This window comes from Streptacidiphilus sp. PAMC 29251 (assembly GCF_054208735.2).
Window position 1 is genome coordinate 5,426,412 of record NZ_CM135725.2, and the last position, 21,895, is coordinate 5,448,306.

At 71.4% G+C, this 21,895-nt stretch carries 13 protein-coding genes and 1 pseudogene; 3 read left to right on the top strand and 11 right to left on the bottom strand.

Annotated features, from left to right (window positions below; all coding sequences use genetic code 11):
* Positions 1–85: 85 nt before the first annotated feature.
* The 5 genes from ACXKR8_RS25640 to ACXKR8_RS25660 all read right to left on the bottom strand — a co-directional run bounded on the left by ACXKR8_RS25640 (position 86) and on the right by ACXKR8_RS25660 (position 8,914).
* Positions 86–1,012, bottom strand: a complete 927-nt coding sequence (locus ACXKR8_RS25640; RefSeq protein ID WP_458266926.1) for a zf-HC2 domain-containing protein — start codon at positions 1,010–1,012, stop codon at positions 86–88.
* Positions 1,009–1,764: an RNA polymerase sigma factor SigM gene (gene sigM, locus ACXKR8_RS25645; RefSeq protein WP_458266927.1), complete on the bottom strand. Its 756-nt coding sequence runs from the start codon at positions 1,762–1,764 to the stop codon at positions 1,009–1,011. The genes ACXKR8_RS25640 and sigM overlap by 4 nt, the downstream gene beginning before the upstream one ends.
* 28 nt (positions 1,765–1,792) lie before the next feature.
* Positions 1,793–3,694 carry a serine/threonine protein kinase gene (locus tag ACXKR8_RS25650; protein WP_458266928.1) on the bottom strand — a complete coding sequence of 634 codons (1,902 nt, stop codon included), beginning with the start codon at positions 3,692–3,694 and terminating at the stop codon, positions 1,793–1,795.
* Between the two features lie 132 nt (positions 3,695–3,826).
* Complete coding sequence (murJ, locus tag ACXKR8_RS25655; protein WP_458266929.1) at positions 3,827–6,277, bottom strand: murein biosynthesis integral membrane protein MurJ; 2,451 nt, start codon at positions 6,275–6,277, stop codon at positions 3,827–3,829.
* A 66-nt stretch (positions 6,278–6,343) separates the two neighbouring features.
* The gene (locus tag ACXKR8_RS25660; protein ID WP_458266930.1) at positions 6,344–8,914 is read right to left on the bottom strand and encodes a hypothetical protein; all 2,571 of its coding nucleotides are present in this window, start codon (positions 8,912–8,914) and stop codon (positions 6,344–6,346) included.
* 229 nt (positions 8,915–9,143) lie between these two features.
* Here ACXKR8_RS25660 and ACXKR8_RS25665 point away from each other — a divergent pair, with 229 nt between their 5' ends.
* Positions 9,144–10,622, top strand: a complete 1,479-nt coding sequence (locus ACXKR8_RS25665; protein WP_458266931.1) for a CCA tRNA nucleotidyltransferase — start codon at positions 9,144–9,146, stop codon at positions 10,620–10,622.
* 56 nt (positions 10,623–10,678) lie between these two features.
* Here the strand turns inward: ACXKR8_RS25665 and ACXKR8_RS25670 are convergent, their stop codons facing one another.
* The 4 genes from ACXKR8_RS25670 to ACXKR8_RS25685 form a co-directional block, all read right to left on the bottom strand.
* Complete coding sequence (locus ACXKR8_RS25670) at positions 10,679–11,434, bottom strand: hypothetical protein (RefSeq protein ID WP_458266932.1); 756 nt, start codon at positions 11,432–11,434, stop codon at positions 10,679–10,681.
* An 87-nt stretch (positions 11,435–11,521) separates the two neighbouring features.
* Entirely contained in the window at positions 11,522–12,841 is a 1,320-nt protein-coding gene (locus ACXKR8_RS25675) for an MFS transporter (RefSeq protein ID WP_458266933.1), read from the bottom strand.
* A gap of 136 nt (positions 12,842–12,977) precedes the next feature.
* Complete coding sequence (locus ACXKR8_RS25680; protein ID WP_458266934.1) at positions 12,978–14,060, bottom strand: inositol-3-phosphate synthase; 1,083 nt, start codon at positions 14,058–14,060, stop codon at positions 12,978–12,980.
* Between the two features lie 102 nt (positions 14,061–14,162).
* A complete protein-coding gene (locus ACXKR8_RS25685) occupies positions 14,163–14,846 on the bottom strand; it encodes a PadR family transcriptional regulator (protein ID WP_458266935.1) in 684 nt (227 codons plus the stop codon).
* A 411-nt stretch (positions 14,847–15,257) separates the two neighbouring features.
* Here ACXKR8_RS25685 and ACXKR8_RS25690 point away from each other — a divergent pair, with 411 nt between their 5' ends.
* Both ACXKR8_RS25690 and ACXKR8_RS25695 read left to right on the top strand, forming a co-directional pair.
* Entirely contained in the window at positions 15,258–17,777 is a 2,520-nt protein-coding gene (locus ACXKR8_RS25690) for a transglycosylase domain-containing protein (RefSeq protein WP_458266936.1), read from the top strand.
* A gap of 138 nt (positions 17,778–17,915) precedes the next feature.
* A complete protein-coding gene (locus ACXKR8_RS25695; protein ID WP_458266937.1) occupies positions 17,916–19,466 on the top strand; it encodes a glycosyltransferase family 87 protein in 1,551 nt (516 codons plus the stop codon).
* Positions 19,467–19,555: 89 nt separating this feature from the next.
* Here the strand turns inward: ACXKR8_RS25695 and ACXKR8_RS25700 are convergent.
* Both ACXKR8_RS25700 and ACXKR8_RS25705 read right to left on the bottom strand, forming a co-directional pair.
* A pseudogene (locus ACXKR8_RS25700) lies at positions 19,556–20,589 on the bottom strand (alanine racemase).
* A gap of 47 nt (positions 20,590–20,636) precedes the next feature.
* A complete protein-coding gene (locus ACXKR8_RS25705) occupies positions 20,637–21,755 on the bottom strand; it encodes a lipid II:glycine glycyltransferase FemX (protein ID WP_458266939.1) in 1,119 nt (372 codons plus the stop codon).
* Positions 21,756–21,895: the final 140 nt, after the last annotated feature.

Here is a 21,895-nt window from a genome sequence, read left to right on the forward strand (position 1 = left end):
AGCCTGGGGGCCGGCGAGATGGAAGGCACCACTGCCTGACTCCATCCCGCTCAACGGTTCCCCAGTGTCCCGCATTCCCGGGGGTTCAGTCGCGTGGCACGGTGCGCTTCAGCAGGACCCCTGCTCCGGGTGACCTGGTGCCGCCGGTGGCGCAGGAGGTGGACACCAGGTAGGCGTCGACCTTGTGCAGCGGGTCGGCGGTGTCGTTGTAGACCAGGAGGAACACCGGGGCACCGCGGTAGACGCCGGGCGTGGCGACCAGGGGGGTCTCGCCGCTTCGGCCGGTCGCGCCGACGACGCAGGGCACCGGTGTGGCGTCTGCGTCGGCCGTACCCCCTGCGGGTTGCTGGAGTGCCTTCGGGCCCAGGGCGGTGCCCTGGGGTCCGGTCGGCAGCAGCTGCTGGACCTGCTGGGTCAGGTCGGCGTCGGTGAAGGGGACCGGGGCGAGGCTGTCGGCCCGGTCGGGAACCTTCGCCGAGGTGCTGCTCGCGCTGTTGCCGCTTTCACCCCCGCTCTGCAGTACCGCCGTGCTGATCAGGCCGACGGCCGCGAGGGCGGCGACGCCCAGCGCGGCCCGGCGCCAGCGCCTGCGCCGACCGGGTCCGGCCGGCGGCCGCAGCGGGCCCGCGGGCGCGGAGGGCGCGCTGTGCGCCTTCCTGGGGGCTGTCCCGGCGGCCGCGGCGTCCGGGTCGGCGCCCCGCGCGGTCTCGGCGACCCCGGCTGTCCCGGCGTCCTCCGAGGCTTCGGTGCCCAGCAGGGCCTCGGCGGCGAGCGCGGCGTCGAGGCGGAGGCCGATGTCGGCCGGGAGGACCGGCGTTCCGGTCTGCCCCAGCAGCGAGCGCACCTCCTCAAGAGCGGCGCCGGTGTCCCGGCAGTCCCGGCAGTCCGCCAGGTGGGCCTGGAGCTGGGCGCCGGCCTCGGCGGGGAGCAGGTCTTCGAGGAAGTCGGCGATGGTTTCGACCGGGAGGTGCCCGGAGGAGTCCAGGACGGGGTTCGACGAGGTCGGGCTCATGTCGGCTGCTCACCTCCGCTGCGGGGCTGGTCGGATCGGGGACGGGCCAGCAATGGGACGGCCGGCCCGGCGTTCGGGTTCCGTCTCGGCCCCGGCGGTGCGTCGCCGCCCGGGGAGGGCGCCGCTGTTTCACGTGAAACAGCGGCGCTTCGGAGGTGGGAGATCTGCGGCAGCAGCCTGGCCCGGCCGCGGGCGCAGCGGCTCTTCACCGTGCCGACCGGGACCCCGAGGATCGCCGCGGCCTCGGCCACCGGGTAGCCCTGCATGTCGACCAGGACCAGGGCCGCCCGCTGGTCCTGCGGCAGGGAGGCCAGGGCGGCGCCCAGCTCGCGGCGCAGCTCGCCCCGTTCCGCCGAGACGTCCGCGCCCTCGTCGAGGCCGAGCAGGGCCTCCTGGGCGGGTTCCTGGTCCAGTGGCCGGGTCCGCCGGGTCGCGCTGCGCCGGGCCCGGTCCAGGCAGGCGTTCACCACGATCCGGTGCATCCAGGTGGTGACCGCCGAGCGCCCCTGGAAGGTGTGCGCGGAGCGGAACGCCGAGACCAGGGCGTCCTGGAGCGCGTCCGCGGCCTCCTCCCGGTCGCCCAGGGTGCGCAGGGCCACCGCCCAGAGCCGGTCCCGGTGGCGGACGACCAGTTCTCCGAAGGCGTCGTGGTCCCCCGCGACATGGCGCGCCAGCAGCGCCGCGTCGGTGTCGCCGCGGTCGCTGCTCTCGTCGGACTGCGCGGGACCCTCGTCCCGTGACGGACTCGCCACTGTCGTTGTTCCCCCATGGAAGGCTTGGTCAGCCCAGGATCTGGATCTCCGAGATTCCGCCGCGGAAGGCGTGCGAGCTGGTGGGGTCCGCGGGGAGGCTGGTGAGGTGGATCAGCACGAAACGGGTGCGCACCGGGGTGGCGAGGGTGTCGCTGGTGAAGGTGGTGCCCTGGACCTCGCCGCTGTTGGCGACGCGCTGGCTGAAGTCGGCGCTGCTGCTGGTGGGTGCGCTGGTCGCGCTGCTGTCGCTCGCGGGTGCCGCGAGCACCTCCAGGGTCTCTCCGCCGGTCGGCAGGACCAGCTTCACGCCGGAGACGTTCTGCACGCTGCCCAGGTCCACCACGATGCCGCTGCCGTCGGCGCGGCTGGGGTAGTTGCCGAACTTCGCATAGTTCAGGTACTGCGAGGTCATCCAGGCGGTCCTGGGATCGCCGTCGATGCTCAGCGGGGCTTCGGGAGCCGCTATCGGCTCGCCCCGGGGCGAGAACTCGACGGCGCTGCTGATCTTCAGCGGGTGCAGCGCCGGCTGCGCCGACGGCGTGGGCTTGGGCTTGCCGCCGACGCCCGCGGTGACCGGGGTGCCGTCGTTGTTGGTGCTCTGCTTCTGCATCAGCACCTCGGCGGTGGCCCAGCTGCCCAGCCCGACCGCTGCCAGCACGACCAGGGAGATGGCCCAGCGCAGGGCCTTGCCGGTGCGTCCGGGCAGGGCGGGCGGGGGCGACGGCACGGGAGGGCCGGGCCGACGCGGCGGCGCGGTCGGCGGACCGTACTGCGGGGCCGCGCCGGGGTAGCTGCGGGTCGGGTACTCGGGCAGGACCAGCGGCTCGGGGTCGGGCTGCCGGATCTTGGGGATCTGGTCGATGGCCCGGGCGAGCTGCTCGGGGGAGGAGATCGGTTCCAGGTGCCGGACCGGGGGTTCGCACAGGGTGCGGGCGCACAGGTCGGAGAGCCCGCGGTGGACCCCTGCCCTGACCTGCTCCGGCGGTACGACCCCGACGGTGCGGGGCATTCCCTGGAGCCCGTGCCGGTCGTCGGGTCCCGGCCAGCGGTGGGTCAGCGAGGCGAACAGCAGGGCGCCCAGGGCGCGGGCGTCGCTCTGGGCGGCCTCGGTGCGGTCCTCGGCGTCGAGGCCGTGCAGGGCGGCGTCCAGGGCGATCCCGTTGATCCGGTACTGGCCGCTGTCGCTACGGAGCACGCAGGCGGGGGTGAGCCTGAGGTGGGACAGGCCCCTGCGGTGCGCGGCGGCGATGGCGTCGGTGACCTGGCGTGCCATCTGGTACGCCTCGTAGGGCTCCAGCGGGCCCTCGGCCAGCAGCGTCCCCAGGTCGGTGGCGTCGGGCAGCCACTCGCGGATGATGTAGACCACCTCGCCCTCCTCGACCGCGTCCAGCACCTGGACGAAGCGGGGGTCGCCGAGCAGCGCGGCCTGGCGGGCGGCGGCCACGGCGGCCTGCGAGCGGGCATGGCCCGCGGCGAGCAGGTGGATCCCGACGGCGCGGCGCAGCTTCTCGTCGACGGCCCGCCAACTGGTGAAGACCCCCGCCTGGGTGAGGCACTCCTCGAGCCGGTAGCGGTCGGCGATGCGGTCGCCGCTGTGCCGGACCGGCGCGGGGAGCAGCGGGGTGGGCAGCGGGGCGGTCTCCGTCCCGGATACGGCCGCTGAGGCGGCGTCGGGCGCGGCGTCGGGCGCGGCTGCAGCTGCGGCTTCGGGCTCGGCTTCAGCTTCGGGCGCGGCTTCGACGTCGGTGGACGTGGCGTCGGCTTCGGCGTCGGACGCGGACGCGGGCTCGGCTGCGGGAACGGAGTCGTCGTCAGGTTCCGGTTCCGCTGCGGCAGGAGCCGCGGCGACGGGCTCCTCCGCCTGCTCCGGCTCTGCCGGTTCGCTGCTCTCCGCGATCGTGTCGACCGGAGCCTTGCTGCGATCCGCCACCTTCGTCCTGCCTCCCCTTGGTGTCCCCCCAGGTCGTGCCGGGGGGTCTACGGTCAATTGTGCCAACTCCCACTGACCGACTACGACCCACGATCCCCCCAGTTGGTTGCCCGGGGGAGGCGGGATCCGGTCTCAGCGGCCGAGCTTCCCGCGCACCATACCGATCAGCGGGGTGAGTTCCTCGATACGGAGGCGCTGGGCGATGACGACGAACAGGGCGATCTCCACCACGCCGCCGACGGCCGCGGCGGCCATGTTCGCCAGCACACCGCCGCCGACGCTGTGCACGATCAGGTAGCCGAGGGCGAGACCGATGCCGGCCGGCAGCACCGCCGCGCCGACGAGCTTGCCGTAGGTGCGTTTGATCCGGGCCCCGTCCAGCTCCCCGACCCGGCGGCGGAGCCTGGGCAGCGCCACCAGCAGGCCGATCAGATAGGAGAAGCCGTAGGTGAAGGCCATCCCGGTGACCGCCCAGTGGGAGGGCAGCACCAGGTAGCAGACCCCGGACAGGACGGCGTTGCTGGCCGCCACCCACACCGTGTTGTAGAAGGGGGTACGGGTGTCCTCGTAGGCGTAGAAGCCGCGGAGCAGCACGTACTGGGCGGAGTAGGGGATCAGGCCGAGGGCGAACGCGGAGAGCATGAAGCCGACCGAGGAGCCCGAGCGGCCGTAGAGGGCCGAGCCGATGAACGGGCCCAGCGACAGGAACAGGAACGCGGCCGGGACGATGGCCACGGCCGAGGTCCGCAGCCCGTAGGAGAGGTCGTCCCTGACGGCGGTGGCGTCGCCGTCGGAGGCGGCCCGGGAGATCCGCGGCAGCACCGCGCTCATCACCGACACGGTGATCACGGCCTGGGGGAGCTGCCAGACCAGCATGGCGTTGGAGAAGGCGGCGAGGCCGGCCCCGTCCGAGCCGGCCGCGGCGGTGGCCAGCTGGGTCACCACCAGGAAGCCGGCCTGGTTGGCGAGCACGAACAGGAAGGTCCACTTGGCGAGCTTGGCGGCGTGGCCGAGGCCGTGGCCGCGCCAGTCGAAACGGGGGCGGAACTTGAAGCCCGCCGCGCGCAGGTAGGGGATCATCGACAGGGCCTGGACCGCCAGGCCGAGCAGGGTGCCGATGCCGAGCAACCGGACGCCCTCGGGGGAGACCGTCGCGGTGGAGACCGCGGTGCTGCTGAACGGCCCGTACACCCAGGCGTACATGCCGAAGGTGAAGATGACGACCACGTTGTTGAGGACCGGGGTCCACATCATCGCGCCGAACCGGCCGCGGGCGTTGAGGACCTGACCCATCACCACATGGATGCCCATGAAGAAGATGGTGGGCAGGCAGTAGCGGGCCAGGGCGACCGTGGTCGTGGCGCCCGCCGGGGTGCTCATGGCCTCGTTGGAGACCAGCCGGACCAGCAGCGGGGCGGCCAGGACGGTGACGAAGACCACCCCGGCCAGGCCGACCATGACCAGGGTGAGCAGCCGGTTGGCGTAGGCCTCGCCGCCGTCCTTGTCGGACTTCATGCTGCGGACCAGCTGGGGCACGAAGACGGCGTTGAGCGCTCCGCCGCCGACCAGGATGTAGAGCAGGGTGGGCAGGGTGTTGGCGACGTTGTAGGAGGTGCCCATGCCGTGCAGGCCGATGGCGTAGGCCATCACGATGGTGCGGACGAAGCCGCTGCCGCGGGAGACCAGGGTGCCCGCGGCCATGATGGCGCTGGAGCCCAGGATCCCGCCGACCTTGCCGCCGGCGGCCTTGGCGGCGGGCGTCTCCGCCGACCCGGGCGACCCGGGTGCGCCCGGCCGGGGGCCGGCCGAGGGGTCGATCCTTATCAGCGGCATGGTGCCGGTGGACTCCGCGACGAACTCGGGGCCGGTCTCGCCGTACGGGGCGGGGGCGTAGGCCTGCTCGCCGTCGCGGAAGAGGTAGTCGTAGGGGTCGGCCGCGGGGTTCTGCTGCCGGGCGCGGGCGGTCTGCTCGCTCTCGGTGGCGTGGGTGAGCAGCTCGTCGACGCCGACCTCGGCGAAGCCCTGCGGGGGCCCGAAGCCGGGAACGGTCACTCCGTCAGGTGCCCCGGGGTGGGCCGGCTGCGGGACGTACGGCGGCTGCCCCTGCGGGTACTGGCCCTGGCCGTAGCCCTGGGGCTGGTAGTACTGCTCCTGCTGCTGGTAGTCCGGCTGCGGGTACTGCTCCGGCGGGTACTGGCCCTGGTCCTGGGGCTGTGACTGGGGCTGTGACAGGGGCTGGGCGACCGGCGGGAACTGGTCCTGCGGGTACTGACCGGGCTGGGCGACCTGCTGGTACTGCCCCTGCTGGTACTGCTCCGCCGGATACGGCGCCTGCTGCGGATAGCCGGACTGCGGTGGGGCGGGCTGCTGGTAGGCGGCCTGCGGGTAGTCCGGCTGCGGGTACTGCTCCTGGCCGTAGGGGTCCTGGGCGTAGGGATCGCGCGCGTAGGTCTCGTCCAGGTAGGGGTCCGCGGGCTCGGCGGCCGGCTGCGGGACCTGGCGGGGGTCGGTGGGCGGCGTACCGCGGTGTGGGGCGCGGCCACCGCGTCCCTGCTGGGTACTGCCGTCGCGCGGGGCGCTCATGCCACCTCTTCCGGATGTGTGGTGCTAAGGGTCCACCCTCTCATCCGCGAGCCGTCACCCAGCGAATCAGGGCGCGTTTTTCTGAGGGTGACGTGCGAGTTGTTGCTCTTCGTCACCCTTCTGCGCGTCGTCCCCGGCCTCGCCGCCCGGCTCGGCCTGCTCGGGCCCGGGCCGACCGTCGGCCTGCCCGTCCGGCTGTCCGGGCTGCCCGTCCGGCTCGGGGAGGCCGTCGGCGATGTTGTGCTTGCGCTTCCAGTACAGCCGCAGGCCGGCCAGCAGGACCAGCAGGCCGCCGCCGGCCATCACCGCGATCACCCCGCTGGGCAGCTTGGTGATGTCGACGTAGAAGGAGACCGGGTCGCCGTAGGGCTGGTGGTCGGCGCTGGTGTAGAGCTGCGCCGTCATCTGCACCTTGTTGTTGGCGAACGCCTTCACCGGGAACTTGATGGTGATCTTGGTGCCGCCGCCGGCCGCCACCGGTTTGGAGGCGGTCGCGTTGAACTGCTCGTTGCCCAGGCTGAGCCGGCCCGCGTTGTTGGAGCTCAGCTCGACCATCAGATTGATCACGCCCTGGCCCAGGTCGTTCTGGACCGTGATCGGGATGGTCGCCGAGCCGCTGCCGGACAGCGTGATCGTGCCGCCCGGCTTGGGCAGGATGGTGACCTTGCCGTACAGGTTCATCAGATAGTTCGCCGCGTTGCCGCGGTAGCCGTCGCCGAGGGCCGGCTGCCGGCGCCACTGGGTGGACACCGAGCGCAGTATCGCCGAGCTGAAGGCGGTACGGACGGTCGCCGGGTTGACCAGGATCTTCTCCAGCTCGCCGAGCTTGTCCTGGGTGTCGGCGACGGCGTACAGGTCGCCGGCGTCCAGCTCGCTCTTCCGCACGGCGGCCGGGTACGCCGACACCGGCGGCACGGCGTGGCCCGCGCCGGGGGTCGGCGCCGCGCTCGCCACGGCGGCGAAGCTCGCGGGCGCGGCCCACTTGCCGTGGACCGCGGCCTTGAGCGAGGCGGCCAGCACCTGGGCGGTACTGGCGGACATCTCCCGCGGCGGCTGGATCAGGATGCTGCGCTGCTTGCTGGGCTGCTCCAGCGTGATCGCCAGGGTCTCGGCGAGGAAGCGCTGCTCGGCCAGGGTCTGCGCGCTCGGCGTGGACAGGTCCCCGGCGAAGATCGCGGCCAGGGTCGGGTCGGCGACCACGGCGGTGGTCCCGTTGCCGAGCGAGCGGGCCGCGTTGGGGGTGAAGTTGAGACCGGGCGACGGCAGGCTGCTGCCGGAGACCACGATCTGGGTGTCGCCCACCCCGCGCGCCAGCTGGACCACCGAACTGTCCAGGTAGCCCTGGTAGGGCCAGGCGACCGTGTGGCTGGCGGTGACCTGCAGCGGGTTGAGCCCGACCTGGCCGAGATCGGTGTTGGCGATGCTGACGGCCTGCTTGAGGGTGTTCGACCCGGAGCCGTTGTGGGCGATCGAGGCGAGGTCGGGGTCGGCGGCCGGGAGCGAGACGACCTGCCGGCTGTCCAGGCCGCTCAGCGCCGACTGCAGACCGGTGCGCCAGGTCGTCGCGGCGGTGGACCCGGTCCCCGGCTTGGTGCAGCCGCAGGCCGCGGAGACGCCCTGGCTGTCGTCCCCGGAGACGACCCGGTACTTGGGCTCCATCTTGAGGACGCTGCTGATCAGGTCGGGGTCGATCACCCAGGTCGGTTCGATGCCGGACAGGCCGAGGTCGGCGCCGATGGCCTGGAGCTGGCCGAGGCGGCCCTCCGCGCCGAGGTCCGAGGCCAGCGAGTCGTCGGTGAACACGGCCTCGTCGGCGCCGGCGGAGTCGGCATAGGTCTGCGGCTGGACCCGGGGCGGCTCCACGATCGGCCACAGCGTGGCGATCTTGGTCGGCTTGTCGTCCTTGCTGTCGTACAGCGGCAGATAGGTCCTGGCGATGCCCAGCGGGTGCACCTCGTCGGAACCGCTGACGGAGCCCTGGGCGTCCACCGCGATCTCGTACACATGGTTGCTGCTCAGCTGCAGGTCGGAGAGGTCGACGGTGAGGCTGAAGGTCGGGCTGGTGGCGCCGGGGGCCAGCGTGTCCAGGTCCTTGTCGAGCTTGTCGATCTCCTGCGGGTCGTCGCTGGACGGGGTGGTCCTGGCCGCGACGGAGGCGATCTGGGACCGGTTGGCGAGGTGCTCGAGATTCACCCAGACCCCCACGTGCAACGCGGAGATCGGGCTGCTGCCGGTGTTGGTGACGGTGCCTCTGAGGACCACCTTGCCGGTGGCCGAGGGCGTGGTCGGGCTGATCGCGGTGAGCGTCACCTGCGCCGGGTAGCGCACCGTGCCGGCCCGTACCGTCCCGGTCGCCGCGGTGGTCCTGGTCGTCGCGGCGAGCCCGGCTGCGCCCGTGACCTGCCGGACGCCGTCGATCCGGTACTCGGCCGCCCCGGCCGCGGGGGCCAGCGCGGTACCACTCGCGAGGGTGAGGCCGGCCGCCAGCAGCACCGTGCCGGCCCGGTGCGCGCGCTGCAGGGGGCCGCCGTGCTCCGGACGGTCCGCCCCCGCGGCTGTCCCGGTCGCCCCGGCGTCCGCCCCGCTGCCGCGGCCGTCGCCGAGCCGGGTCCTGCGACCTCTGTACCGTGCCGCCACGCCCACGCGCCCTCGCCGTTCTCGTCGCTCTCGGTGCTCTCGGTGCACTGCCACGGCCGGGCTGCCGACCGGTTCTCACGGCATCGTAACGACGTTGCCTGGGAGCGGTCGCAGCCGGGCGCGCCCGGATGGGCGCACCACCCCCTCCGGGACGGGGCTTCGCTGCCCTTCTTAACGAGGCGCGCCGCGCCGGTAACGCCACGTAGGCTTGTCTCTCGTGCCGAACGTCATGCATTCCTCCGAGTCCAGCGATTCCCTCAGCGCCGCGCAGCAGGCCGCCGTCGGCGGTGTCCTCAGCGCGTACCCGGTCGCGGACGAGCTGGGCCGCCGCTTCCAGCAGGCCGGTTTTCGGCTTGCGCTGGTCGGCGGTTCGGTGCGGGACGCCCTGCTCGGCCGGCTGGGCAACGACCTGGACTTCACCACCGACGCCCGTCCCGAGCAGATCCTGGCCCTGCTGAAGCCCTGGGCCGACGCGATCTGGGACGTCGGCATCGCCTTCGGCACGGTCGGCGCCCGGAAGCGGGCCAGGCCGGTCGCCGACCCGGTGCACGGTGAGCTGTTCGACTTCCAGATCGAGATCACCACCTACCGCTCCGAGGCGTACGACCGCAACTCCCGCAAGCCGGAGGTGTCCTACGGCGACACCATCGAGGAGGACCTGCTCCGCCGCGACTTCACCGTCAACGCGATGGCGGTGGCCCTGCCCGAGGTGGTCTTCGTCGACCCGCACCACGGCCTGGCGGATCTGGCCGCGCGGGTGCTGCGGACCCCCGGCACCCCGGAGCAGTCCTTCTCGGACGATCCGCTGCGGATGCTGCGGGCGGCCCGGTTCGCGGCCCAGCTGGACTTCGAGGTGGCGCCCGAGGTGGTCACCGCGATGACGGAGATGGCCGAGCGGATCGACATCGTCTCGGCCGAGCGGATCCAGGCCGAGCTGAACAAGCTGCTGCTGTCCGCGCACCCGCGGCAGGGCCTGCTGCTGCTGGTGGACACCGGGCTGGCGGCCCGGGTGCTGCCGGAGCTGCCGGCGCTGCGGCTGGAGCGGGACGAGCACCACCGGCACAAGGACGTCTACGAGCACTCGCTGACGGTGCTGGAGCAGGCGATCGACCTGGAGACCGAGGGCCCCGACCTGACCCTGCGGCTGGCCGCGCTGCTGCACGACATCGGCAAGCCGCGCACCCGCCGCTTCGAGGACGGCGGCGGCGTCTCGTTCCACCACCACGAGCTGGTCGGCGCGAAGATGGTCAAGAAGCGGATGCGGGAGCTCAAGTACTCCAACGAGCTGATCGCGGACGTCTCCCGGCTGGTGGAGCTGCACCTGCGGTTCCACGGCTACGGCGAGGGCGAGTGGACCGACTCGGCGGTGCGCCGCTACGTCCGCGACGCCGGTCCGCTGCTGGAGCGGCTGCACAAGCTGACCCGCTCCGACTGCACCACCAGGAACCGGAAGAAGGCGGCGACGCTGTCGCGCGCCTACGACGGCCTGGAGGAACGGATCGCGGTGCTGCGCGAGCAGGAGGAGCTGGGCGCGATCCGGCCCGACCTCAACGGCGACGAGATTATGGCGATCCTGGACCTCAAGCCGGGCCGGGCGGTCGGCGAGGCGTACGCCTTCCTGCTGGAACTGCGGCTGGAGCAGGGCCCGCTGGGCCCGGAGGCGGCCGAGGCCGCACTCCGGGAGTGGTGGGCCGGCCGACAGCCGTAAGGGCGGGCAGCTGTAGGGGCGGCAGCCTTGAGGGTCGGCCGCGGCCCGGCCCGGTCTCAGCTGCCGCCTCCTGCGGCGGCCGCCACCAGCACCACCAGGATGATCAGCACCAGGACGGCCGGGACCAGCAGGCCGAGCGCCTCGGGCCGCTTGAGCAGCGGGGCGCCGGGGACCAGCTGGGACTGGCCGGGCGCGGGCGCGGCGGCCGGCAGCGCCTTGATCTTGTTGAAGCCGATCGCGTTGCGGATCAGCGCGATGCCGCTGAACAGCCAGGAGCTGTAGCCCCACCAGCCGCGGACCATGGTCTTCGCGGACATGTCCCGCATCACCGCGGTACCGCAGGTGTGGCAGAACGGGCCGCGGGTCTTGTGGAACTGCATCACCAGGATCATGCCGCGGTGGCCGTGGAAGTTCACCGCGGCGGCGGGGAAGCCCCCGCAGAAGCGGCAGGTCGGACCGCCGTCGTAGACCGGCTGCGGCTGCGGCCCCGGCGCCTGCGGCTGGCCCTGGGGGTGGCCTTGCGGCTGGCCGTACTGCGGCTGGCCGTAGGGGTTCTGCGGCGGCTGCGGGTACCCGTACTGCTGCTGCTGCGGAGGCGGCGCCTGCGGGTAGCCCTGCGGCGGGGCGTACCCCTGCGCCGGCGGATAGCCCTGCGGCGGCGCGTACCCCTGCGGCGGGTACCCCTGGGGCGGCGGATAGCCCTGCGGCTGGCCGTACGGCTGCTGCGGCGGGACGGCGGCGGGGGGTGGTCCGTACGGGTTGGGCTGCTGCGTGTACGGGTTGCCCGGGCTGGGCGGGGGCGGCGTTGCCATGGGGGACCTCGGTGGTCGGTGGACGGAGCGATGTGCCCCGCACGCTATCCGCTGACGGGCGGTCACCGGCCGCCCGTTGCGCAGTGGTTATGAGCCGGGCGGGACAGGTGTGGTCATAGCGGACGAAGAGAACGGGTGGCGCAGCGTCAGGCTGTAACCGAGCGCGGTGAGCCCGTAGAGCAGGGCCGCGATCAGGACCACGGTGGCGGAGCGTCCGCTGGCCGGCATCACCAGGGCGGCCACCGCCGCGGCGGCCACCAGCGCGGTGTTGTAGAGCACGTCGTAGACCGCGAACACCCGTCCCAGGAAGGCGTCCTCCACCCCGGTCTGGACCAGGGTGTCGGTGCTGATCTTGACGCCCTGGGTGACCAGCCCGAGCAGGTAGGCGGCGGTGATGATCGGGACGGGGGCGAAGAACAGCCCGAGCGCCGGGGTGAGCAGCGCCGCCAGCGCCGCGCAGCAGACCAGCCAGCCGTTCACGCCGATCCGCCGGCTGGCCCAGGGGGTGAGCAGCGCCGCGGAGAAGAACCCCGCCGCGGAGGCGGCCAGCGCCCCGCCGAGCCAGCGGATCCCGGCCGCCTGGTCCTCCGGCGCGGCGAAGGTGTTCCGGCACAGCATCAGGGTCAGCACCAGCAGCAGGCCGTAGCAGAAGCGGCACATGGTCACCGCGGCCAGCGCGTTCGCGGCCGGGCGGCACTCCCGGACCAGGTGCCGCAGCCCGTCGGCCAGCCCCCGCGCGGTCGCCGCCAGTACGGTCCGCAGCGGCTCCGGCGGCTGCTGCTCGCGCTGCGGTCCGAGCAGGTCGCGGGCCATGGTCCGGGTGGCGAGCGCGGCGCAGCCGTAGCCCAGGGCGGCCAGCACCAGCAGTCCGGCGTTGGCCTCGGCCCCGCTGGGCAGGACCAGCCGGACCACCAGGCCGGAGCCGCCGCCGATGCTGCTGGCCACCGTGCCGAGGGTGGGGGCGAGGGCGTTGGCACCGATCAGCAGCGCGGGCGGGACGACGGCCGGCAGTGCGGCGGAGAGCCCGGCCAGCACGAACCGGTTGGCCCCGGTGACCAGCAGGGCGGCGCCGAAGAAGACCGGGGTGGGGACGTGCAGCAGCACCAGCACCGCGGTGCCCAGGCAGAGCAGCAGCCGTACCAGGTTTCCGTACAGCAGGATCTGCCGGCGGCGCCAGCGGTCGAGCAGCGGGCCTGCGAACGGTCCGACCAGGCAGAACGGCAGCAGCATCACCGCGAAGGCGGAGGCGATGGCGCCCGGGGTGGGCTGGCGCTCGGGGGAGAAGACGACATAGGAGGCCAGGGCGACCTGGAACACGCCGTCGGAGAGCTGGGAGAGCAACCGGGTACGCAGCAGGCGCCGGAAGTCCGGCAGCCGGAACAGGGCTGCACCTCGGGTGATCGACACCTGCACAGACTAGGCCCTGGCCAGGGCGGCACGGTGCTGCCGCATCTGACACGACCGAGGGGTGCCTGTTTCACGTGAAACAGGCACCCCTCGGACGGTCGGTTCGGCTCAGTGGCCGGTGGTCAACGGCCGGTGCTCAGTGGTCGACCTCGCCGCGGATGAACTTCTCCACGTTGTCGCGGGCCTCGTCGTCGAAGTACTGCACCGGCGGCGACTTCATCAGGTAGGAGGACGCCGACAGGATCGGGCCGCCGATGCCCCGGTCCAGGGCGATCTTCGCGGCGCGGACCGCGTCGATGATGACGCCGGCCGAGTTCGGGGAGTCCCAGACCTCGAGCTTGTACTCCAGGTTCAGCGGCACGTCGCCGAAGGCACGGCCCTCGAGGCGCACGTACGCCCACTTGCGGTCGTCCAGCCACGGCACGTAGTCCGACGGGCCGATGTGGACGTTGCGGGCGCCCAGGTCGCGGTCCACGATCTGCGAGGTGACGGACTGCGTCTTGGAGATCTTCTTGGACTCCAGGCGGTCCCGCTCCAGCATGTTCTTGAAGTCCATGTTGCCGCCGACGTTCAGCTGCAGGGTGCGCTCCAGCAGCACGCCGCGGTCCTCGAACAGCTTCGCCATCACGCGGTGCGTGATGGTGGCGCCGACCTGGGACTTGATGTCGTCACCGACGATCGGCACGCCGGCCGCGGTGAACTTGTCCGCCCACTCCTTGGTGCCGGCGATGAAGACCGGGAGGGCGTTGACGAAGGCGACCTTGGCGTCGATGGCGCACTGGGCGTAGAACTTCGCCGCGGCCTCGGAACCGACCGGGAGGTAGCAGACCAGGACGTCGATCTTGCGGTCCTTGAGGACCTGCACGATGTCGACGGCCTCCTCGGTGGACTCCTCGATGGTCTCGCGGTAGTACTTGCCGAGGCCGTCCAGGGTGTGGCCGCGCTGGACCGTGATCCCCGACGCGGGCACGTCGCAGATCTTGATGGTGTTGTTCTCGCTGGCGCCGATGGCGTCGGCCAGGTCGAGCCCGACCTTCTTGGCGTCGACGTCGAAAGCGGCGTGGAACTCCACGTCGCGGACGTGGTAGTCACCGAACTGCACGTGCATCAGGCCGGGCACGCGGCTGTTCGGATCGGCGTCCTTGTAGTACTCGACGCCCTGGACAAGCGAGGCGGCGCAGTTGCCCACACCTACGATGGCTACGCGAACCGAACTCATTTCGGTTGCTCCCTCTTGTGATCGTGATGGAAACGCCAGTGCGTTACGTCAATGTGGTGCCGGCAGTCCCCCGACCGCCCGCGTGCGCGGTCCGCGCTGTGGTCAGCGCTCCTGGGAGGAGCGCCCCGGGCGGTCGGGCGGCGTTGCGGCATTGTCCGCGGGCCGGTCCCTGTCGTCCGAAATCTGTGGGGCCCGCTCGGGGCCGGGTGGTGCGGCGTCACGGCCGGTGCGGTTGGCCCGCTCGGTCTCGATCAGCTCGTTGAGCCAGCGGACCTCGCGCTCCACCGACTCGAGTCCGTGCCGCTGGAGCTCCAGGGTGTAGCCGTCCAGGCGCTCCCTGGTGCGGGCCAGCGAGGTGCGCATCCGCTCCATCCGCTCCTCCAGCCGGCTGCGGCGGCCTTCCAGGACGCGCATCCGCACGGCCCGGTCGGTCTGCCCGAAGAAGGCGAAGTGCACCCCGAAGTGCTCGTCCTCCCAGGCGTCCGGGCCGGAGTCGGCGAGCAGTTCCTCGAAGCGCTGCTTGCCCTCCGGGGTGAGCCGGTAGACGATCTTCGATCGCTTGCCGTTGAGCGCGGTCGCCGGGATGTACTCCGTGTCGGGGTTGTCCTCGATCAGGAAGCCCTGGGCGACCAGCCCCTTGAGGCAGGGGTAGAGCGTGCCGTAGGAGAAGGCGCGGAAGGAACCAAGCAGGACGTTGAGACGTTTGCGCAGTTCGTAGCCGTGCATCGGGGCGTCGTGGAGCAGGCCGAGGACGGCGAACTCAAGGATGCCGGAGCGTCTGCTCATGTCCTGCCGTCTCCCTTCGCCACTGCTGCGGTCCCACCACTATGCCGACTCGATGTATCGATTCGATACATCGAGACGATATGCCGCGACCGCGATTCAAGCAAGGGGCGACCTCGTGAAGGTGATCACATACAGGTAGGAAGCCAACGGTTTCCTAAGTATCTGTGGTCGTTTTGTCCGTATTGGCAGCTGAAGCACCATTAGCTTCCTTGAATTGCTGCGTACTCTGTCCGCTATGCATGGAGCCGGGAACCGAAGTGGCAGTTGGGGCGTCCTGGTCCCTGGTGCAGTGCGGCCTCTCCGGCCGGTGCCCCGGGGGACTCGCACGCAGGGCCAGGAGGGCCCTGGGGCGAATCGGAAGTGGACTACCGCCTTCAGGTCTGACGGCCTGTCCGAGGAGCAGCTGGACGTATGAGCGAACATCGGCGCAAGCAGCAGTCGAACCCGGGGAGCACTCCCCCGCGCCGGACGGCCCGTCCGCAGGGTGGGCCGGGCTCCCAGCCGCAGGGTTCTCAGCGGCAGGCCTCGCCCTCCGAGCCCCGGCTCACCCGCGCCGAGATGCGCAGGGGCGGCCCGGCCAAGGGCGGCGGCGCGGGCGCGGCCGGCTCCGGTGGACCCGGCGGCCCGGCCGGAACCCGGCCCAGGCGCTTCCTCGACTACCCGCGCTGGGGCAAGTCCGGGGTACGTCGCTGGATCCCCTCGATCAAGCAGATCCTCAGCGGCGCCCTGATCGTGTTCGCCGGCGTGGTGGGCCTGGTCGGCTACGCCTACGCGACCACCAAGGTGCCGCAGCCCAACCCGACCTCCGAGCTGCAGAACAACATCTTCTACTGGGACGACTGCAAGACGGTGATGGCCACCACCGGCACCGTCAACCGGCAGAACGTCAAGCTCCAGGACGTGCCGATGGTGGTCCAGCACGACTTCATGGCCGCCGAGGACGAGACCTTCGAGACCAACTCGGGCATCGACCCCAAGAGCATCCTGCGCGCGGTCAAGAACATGGCCACCGGCGGTCAGATCCAGTCCGGCTCGACCATCACCCAGCAGTGGGTGAAGGAGAGCGTGCTCGGCAACAGCCAGCAGACCCTGAGCCGGAAGTTCCAGGAGATCATCATCTCCACGAAGATCGGTGAGGGCTACTACACCAAGAACGAGGTCCTCGAGGGGTACCTGAACGGCAACTACTACGGGCGCGGGGCCAACGGCATCGAGGCCGCCGCCCAGGCGTACTACCACGAGCACGCCTCGCAGCTGACGGTCTCCCAGGGCGCCTTCATCGCCGCGACGGTGAACCAGCCCAGCTACTACCAGGACGTCGCCACCGACAAGAACGTCCAGGCGAAGGCCCTGGCCCGGTGGAACTACGTGCTCGACCGGATGGTCGCCAACAACTGGATGACCGCCGCCGACCGGGCCGCGTACACGCCGGACAAGTTCCCGATGCCGGTCGCCTGGGTCCGGAACGCCACCCTGAACGGGCAGGTCGGCTACATGGTCGACACCGCCACCAACTACGTCGAGGCGCACAGCACCCCCAAGGTGACCGACGCCGACTTCGCCAACGGCGGCTTCAAGGTCTGCACCACCTTCAACAAGGCCAGGGTCACCGCGCTGACCGCCGCGGTGAACCAGGTGGACGCGGAGCACATCGACCCCAAGAAGCGTCCGAAGACCGACACCTACTTCCAGACCGGCGCGGCCTCCATCGATCCCAGCTCGGGCGCCATCGTGGCGATCTACGGCGGCCCGGGCGCGGACAAGGGCCACTCGGTCAACAACGCCAACAGCGAGGGCGTCCCGGTCGGATCGACCTTCAAGCCGATCGTGATGGCCGCCGCCCTGGAGAACGGGGCGGTGCTCACCCCGGGGGCCGATCCGTCACCGATCACCCCGGACAGCAAGTTCAACGGCAACGACCTGATCACCATCAAGAACCAAGCCGGCCAGCTGCTCACCAACAAGGACGGCTCGCCGTTCAAGCAGAAGAACGACGACACCGCCAAACCGGGGTTCATCACCCTGCGCAAGGCGATGGCGAACTCGGTCAACACCTCGTACGTGCAGCTGGGCGAGGACGTCGGCTACCAGCCGGTCCACAGCATGGCGGTGAAACTGGGGCTCGACCCGAAGATCCTCACCTCCGACACGGCCGGCTTCTACATCGGCACGTCCACCCCGAGCGCGATCCGGATGGCGAACGTCTATGCCGCCTTCGCCAACGGCGGGATCTCCCACGACCCCTACTCGGTGAAGTCGGTCCAGCGGACCGGCCAGAACCTGACCACGCCGACCCTGGACAAGATCAAGTCGGTCCAGGCGATGAAGCCGTCGACCGCCGACACCATCAACAGCATGCTCGAGGACGTCGTCAACTACGGAACCGGCACCGCGGCCAAGGCGCTGGGCCGGCCGGCGGCCGGCAAGACCGGTACCACCGACGACTACAAGTCGGCCTGGTTCAACGGCTACACCCCGCAGCTGGCGACCTCCATCGGGATGTACCGGGAGAACCCGCTGAAGCCGGGTCTGAAGAGCATGATCGGCACCGGCACCGGTCAGCAGACCACCTTCTACGGTGGGAAGCTCCCCACCGAGGTCTGGACGCTCTACATGACCCAGGCCCTCAAGGGCCTGCCCGTGGCCGCCTTCCCGGCCGCGCCTAGCCTGCCCAAGGGCGCCAACGAGTCCGGGGCGCCGACCCCGACGCCGAGCGCCACGGCCACCGCGACCGCCACGGCGACGGCCACCGCGACGGCCACCGCGCCGGTCACGGCCACCACGACCCCGCCGGCGACCAGCACACCTCCCAGCAACACGCCGACCCCGCCGTGCATCCCGGTGGTGCAGGTCTGCAACACGACGAGCGCCAGCAGTACGGCGAGCGCCACCAAGACCAAGGGCGGCCGAGGGGGAGGGACCGGCGGCTGATCCGGCGCGGTCAGGGCCGAGCGGCCCCGGCGTACGGCCACCCCGCGGGGCGGCCGTACGCCGGGGCCGCTGCCAATTTGCCGGCCAACCCGCCGGGTGCCCGGTCCTCACCGAGGGACGTGCGGCAGGATGTCCGGCATGACGTCGAGCGAGCGTGACGCGGCAGCGGACCAGCCCCCTGCCCACCCGGGTGCCGACCCGGCCGTACCGGAGGACGGCACGGGCGTGCTGACCCTTCCCCCGCCCCCGGCCGAGGACACCGTGGTGGTCCCCGCCGACGAGGATCCGGTCGCCGCCGCCGGCAGCGAGGTCCTCGGCGGCGCCCCCGGCCGCCGGGCCCTGCTCGGCGTCAGCTGGTGGACCGCGGGACGGGTGCTCGCGGTGTGCACGATCATCGTCTTCGCGCTCGGCATGGTGCAGAAGGTCCCCTGCTACAACAGCGGCTGGTTCTTCGGCACCACCGCCCAGTACGACCACGCCTGCTACAGCGACATCCCGCACATGTTCTCGCTGCGCGGCTTCTCGATCGGCTCCGTCCCCTACCTGGACCGGATCCCCGGCGCGAGCGACCCGGCCAACGCCCATATGCAGTACCTGGAGTACCCGGTGCTGACCGGGCTCTTCATGTGGTTCGCCGCCTGGCTGACCCCCTCCGGCAGCGACGTCCACCGCGAGCAGGTCTACTGGCTGCTCAACTCCGGCATGCTGATGATCTGCGCGGTGGTCGCGGTGATCGCGGTGATGCGCACCCACCGCCGCCGCCCCTGGGACGCGATGCTGTTCGCACTGGCGCCCGTGCTGGCCCTGGACTCCACCGTCAACTGGGACCTGCTCACGGTCGCCCTCACCGCGCTGGCCCTGGCCTGCTGGGCCAACCGCCGGGTGGTCTGGGCCGGAGCGCTGCTCGGCCTGGCCGTGTCGGCGAAGTTCTACCCGCTGCTGCTGCTGCTCCCGCTGCTGCTGCTGTGCTGGCGGGCCGGGCGGATGCGGGCCTTCGGGCAGGCGCTGGGGGCCGGGATCGGGGCCTGGCTGGTGCTGAACGTCCCGTTCATGCTGCTCAACTTCAGCGGCTGGGCCACCTTCTGGACCTACAACGCGAGCCGGAAGGTCGACTACGGCTCGTTCTGGCTGATCCTCTCCCAGAACGGGGTGACCAGCTGGTCCACCACCACCGTCAACGTCGTCATCCTGCTGCTGATGGCCCTCTGCGGCCTGGGCGTCGCCTGGCTCGCCCTGGGCGCCCGGCGCCGGCCGCGGCTGGCGCAGCTGGCGTTCCTGATGATCGCCGCGTTCGTCCTCACCAACAAGGTCTACTCACCGCAGTACGTGCTGTGGCTGGTCCCGCTGGCGGTGCTGGCGCGGCCGCGCTGGCGGGACTTCCTGGTGTGGCAGGCCTGCGAGGTGCTCTACTTCCTCGCCATCTGGTTCTACTTCGCCTACTCCACCAGCCCGCACCAGAAGGGGCTGCCGGCGGACTGGTACCACGCGGCCATCGTGGTCCACCTGCTGGGGCTGCTCTACCTGTGTGTAATGGTCATCCGCGACGTACTGGCGCCGGAGTGCGACGTGGTCCGCTGGGACGGTAGTGACGACCCGTCAGGAGGAGTCCTGGACAGGGCAGATGATGCTTTTGCGAGCGTCGATGAGGAGTTCGGGGACGCCAAGTACGCTGATTCTGCGGCTGGTTGAGCCTGTGGATAAACGACCACCAGCCTGTGGATAAGAAGTTATCCACAGGCTGGTGGCGCATCCGGCTATTCCGGTCGGATCAGGTCGGCTCAGTCCCGGTCGGCGATGCGGTCGAACAGGGTGGTGGTGTGCCGCAGCGTGGCCTTGAGCTCCTCGCCGGCCTGCGGGGGCTGGATCTCGCCGGGGAGCCACAGCAGCGAGGCCTGCATGTGCGGGGGTTCGGCGAACGCCAGCTTGGAGCCGTTCCAACTGAACGGCGAGGGCGTGCGGTTGAGGGTCGCGAGCCCGGCGCGGGCCAGGTTCTTGGCGCGGGGGTGAGGCCGGTGAGGTTCTTGGGGGCCTCCAGACCCACCCCGTGGGCCGTGCCGCCCGCGACCACCAGCAGGTGGCCGTCGGCGCCGGCCCGGTGCTGGCGGTAGCCGTAGCGGTCGCCCTTGGCCATCGGATGGACGTCCATCACCGTGCCGCGGCTCTCGATCACCCGGTGGTCGCCCAGCCAGAGCTGGGTGCCGATCCTGGCCCGGAAGTGCACGTCCGGGTAGCGCCGGCTCAGCTCCGCCACCTCCTGCGAGGTCAGGTGGCTGACGAACATCCGCCGCAGCGGCAGCCCGGCCGCGCGCAGCCGGTCCACCCAGGCGGCGGTCTCGGCCAGCGGGTCGACCCCCTCGGGCCGGTCCATCGGCAGGTGCACCGCGAAGCCCTCGACCCGGACGTCGTCGATCGCGGCCCGCAGCTTGCCGAGGTCCTCCGGGGAGACCCCGTGCCGCCGCATGCTGGTCATGCACTCGATGATCACCCGTCCGCCGACCAGGCCCCGTACGCCCTCGATCGAGCCGACCGTGCGGATCACCCGCTGCGGCAGCGGCACCGTGTCCTCGCGGATCCGGTACGGGGTGAGCACGATCAGGTCCTTGCCGAAGTAGTCCTTCAGCTCGGCCGCCTCGTAGGAGGTGCCGACGGCGAGGACGTCCGAGCCGAGCCGGGTGGCCTCCTCGGCCAGCCGCAGGTTGCGGAAGCCGTAGCCGTTGCCCTTCGCGACCGGGACCAGGCCGGGGAAGGCGTCCACGACGGAGCGCTGGTGGGCACGCCAGCGAGGGGTGTCCACGTACAGGGTGAGCGCCATGGGGTGTGGGATGCCTTCCGTGCTTGTCGTCGGTGTGCGGGAGGGGTCTAGCGGCGATTCATGTACATGTCGAGCGCCTTGTGCAGCAGCTTGTTGAGCGGGAAGTCCCACTCGCCGAGGTACTCGGCCGCCTGGCCGCCGGTGCCGACCTTGAAGCGGATCAGCCCGAACAGGTGGTCGTCCTCGTCCAGGGTGTCGCTGATGCCGCGCAGGTCGTAGACGGTCGCGCCGAGCGCGTAGGCGTCGCGCAGCATCCGCCACTGGATGGCGTTGTTGGGCTGCACCTCGCGCTTGTGCACGGTGGACGCGCCGTAGGAGTACCAGACGTGCTCACCGACCGTGATCATGGTGGTGCCGGCCAGCGCGTCGCCCTCGTGGTACGCCAGGTACAGGCGCATCCGGTTGGGGTCCTCGCTGGTCAGGGCCTTCCACTGGCGCTGGAAGTAGGACAGCGGGCGGGGGATGAAGTGGTCCCGCTCGGCCGTCTCCAGGTAGAGCTGGTGGAACACCGGCAGGTCGTCGTAGCCGCCCTGGACGATCTCCACCCCGGCCTTCTCGGCCTTCTTGATGTTGCGGCGCCACAGCTGGTTGAAGCCCTTGAGGACGTCGTCCAGCGAGCGGTTGGCCAGCGGCACCTGGTAGACGTAGCGCGGCTGGACGTCGCCGAAGCCGGCCCCGGCGTCCTCGCCCTGCTGCCAGCCCAGCCGGCGCAGCCGGTCGGCGGTGTCGATGGCCCGGGGCTCGTACCAGTCGGCCTCGACGTCGCGGAGCCGCTTGGCCTCCTTGCCGGCGATGGCGCTCTTGATGGTCTCGGCCTGCCAGCGGCGGATTATCACCGGCGGGCCCATCTTCACGGTGAACGCGCCCTGCGACTTCAGGTGGTCCAGCATCGGCTGCAGCCAGCGGTCCAGGTTCGGGTCGAACCAGTCGATCACCGGGCCCTCGGGCAGGTAGGCCAGGTAGCGCTTGACCTTGGGGATCTGCCGGTACAGCACCAGTCCGGCGCCGACGATGGCGCCGCGGTCGTCGAACCAGCCGATGCTCTCCGAGCGCCACTCGGCCTTGACCTCGCCCCAGGAGGGGACCTGCATATGGCTCGCGGAGGGCAGGGTCCGGACGAAGGCCAGATGCTCCTCCGGGCTGATGGTCCTCAGGCGCAGGCTCATTGTGGGGGTGCTCCTCGGGCTTCAGTTTCGCGTCAGACGCGAAGCCTACTGCCCAGGTGGAGCACCCCCATAGGGTTGTCGCCCGTCACCGTCGGTGCGTCGCGGCCGGGACCGGGCCTGGACGGGGCCCGCGCCGGGCC

Excerpts from the sequence above, each read along its gene's own strand:
- ACXKR8_RS25640 (WP_458266926.1), bottom strand. The coding sequence starts at position 1,012 with ATGAGCCCGACCTCGTCGAACCCCGTCCTGGACTCCTCCGGGCACCTC.
- ACXKR8_RS25705 (WP_458266939.1), bottom strand. The coding sequence starts at position 21,755 with ATGAGCCTGCGCCTGAGGACCATCAGCCCGGAGGAGCATCTGGCCTTC.
- ACXKR8_RS25685 (WP_458266935.1), bottom strand. The coding sequence starts at position 14,846 with ATGAGCAGACGCTCCGGCATCCTTGAGTTCGCCGTCCTCGGCCTGCTC.
- murJ (WP_458266929.1), bottom strand. The coding sequence starts at position 6,277 with ATGAGCGCCCCGCGCGACGGCAGTACCCAGCAGGGACGCGGTGGCCGC.
- ACXKR8_RS25680 (WP_458266934.1), bottom strand. The coding sequence starts at position 14,060 with ATGAGTTCGGTTCGCGTAGCCATCGTAGGTGTGGGCAACTGCGCCGCC.
- ACXKR8_RS25665 (WP_458266931.1), top strand. The coding sequence starts at position 9,144 with ATGCATTCCTCCGAGTCCAGCGATTCCCTCAGCGCCGCGCAGCAGGCC.
- ACXKR8_RS25690 (WP_458266936.1), top strand. The coding sequence starts at position 15,258 with ATGAGCGAACATCGGCGCAAGCAGCAGTCGAACCCGGGGAGCACTCCC.
- ACXKR8_RS25695 (WP_458266937.1), top strand. The coding sequence starts at position 17,916 with ATGACGTCGAGCGAGCGTGACGCGGCAGCGGACCAGCCCCCTGCCCAC.
- ACXKR8_RS25670 (WP_458266932.1), bottom strand. The coding sequence starts at position 11,434 with ATGGCAACGCCGCCCCCGCCCAGCCCGGGCAACCCGTACACGCAGCAG.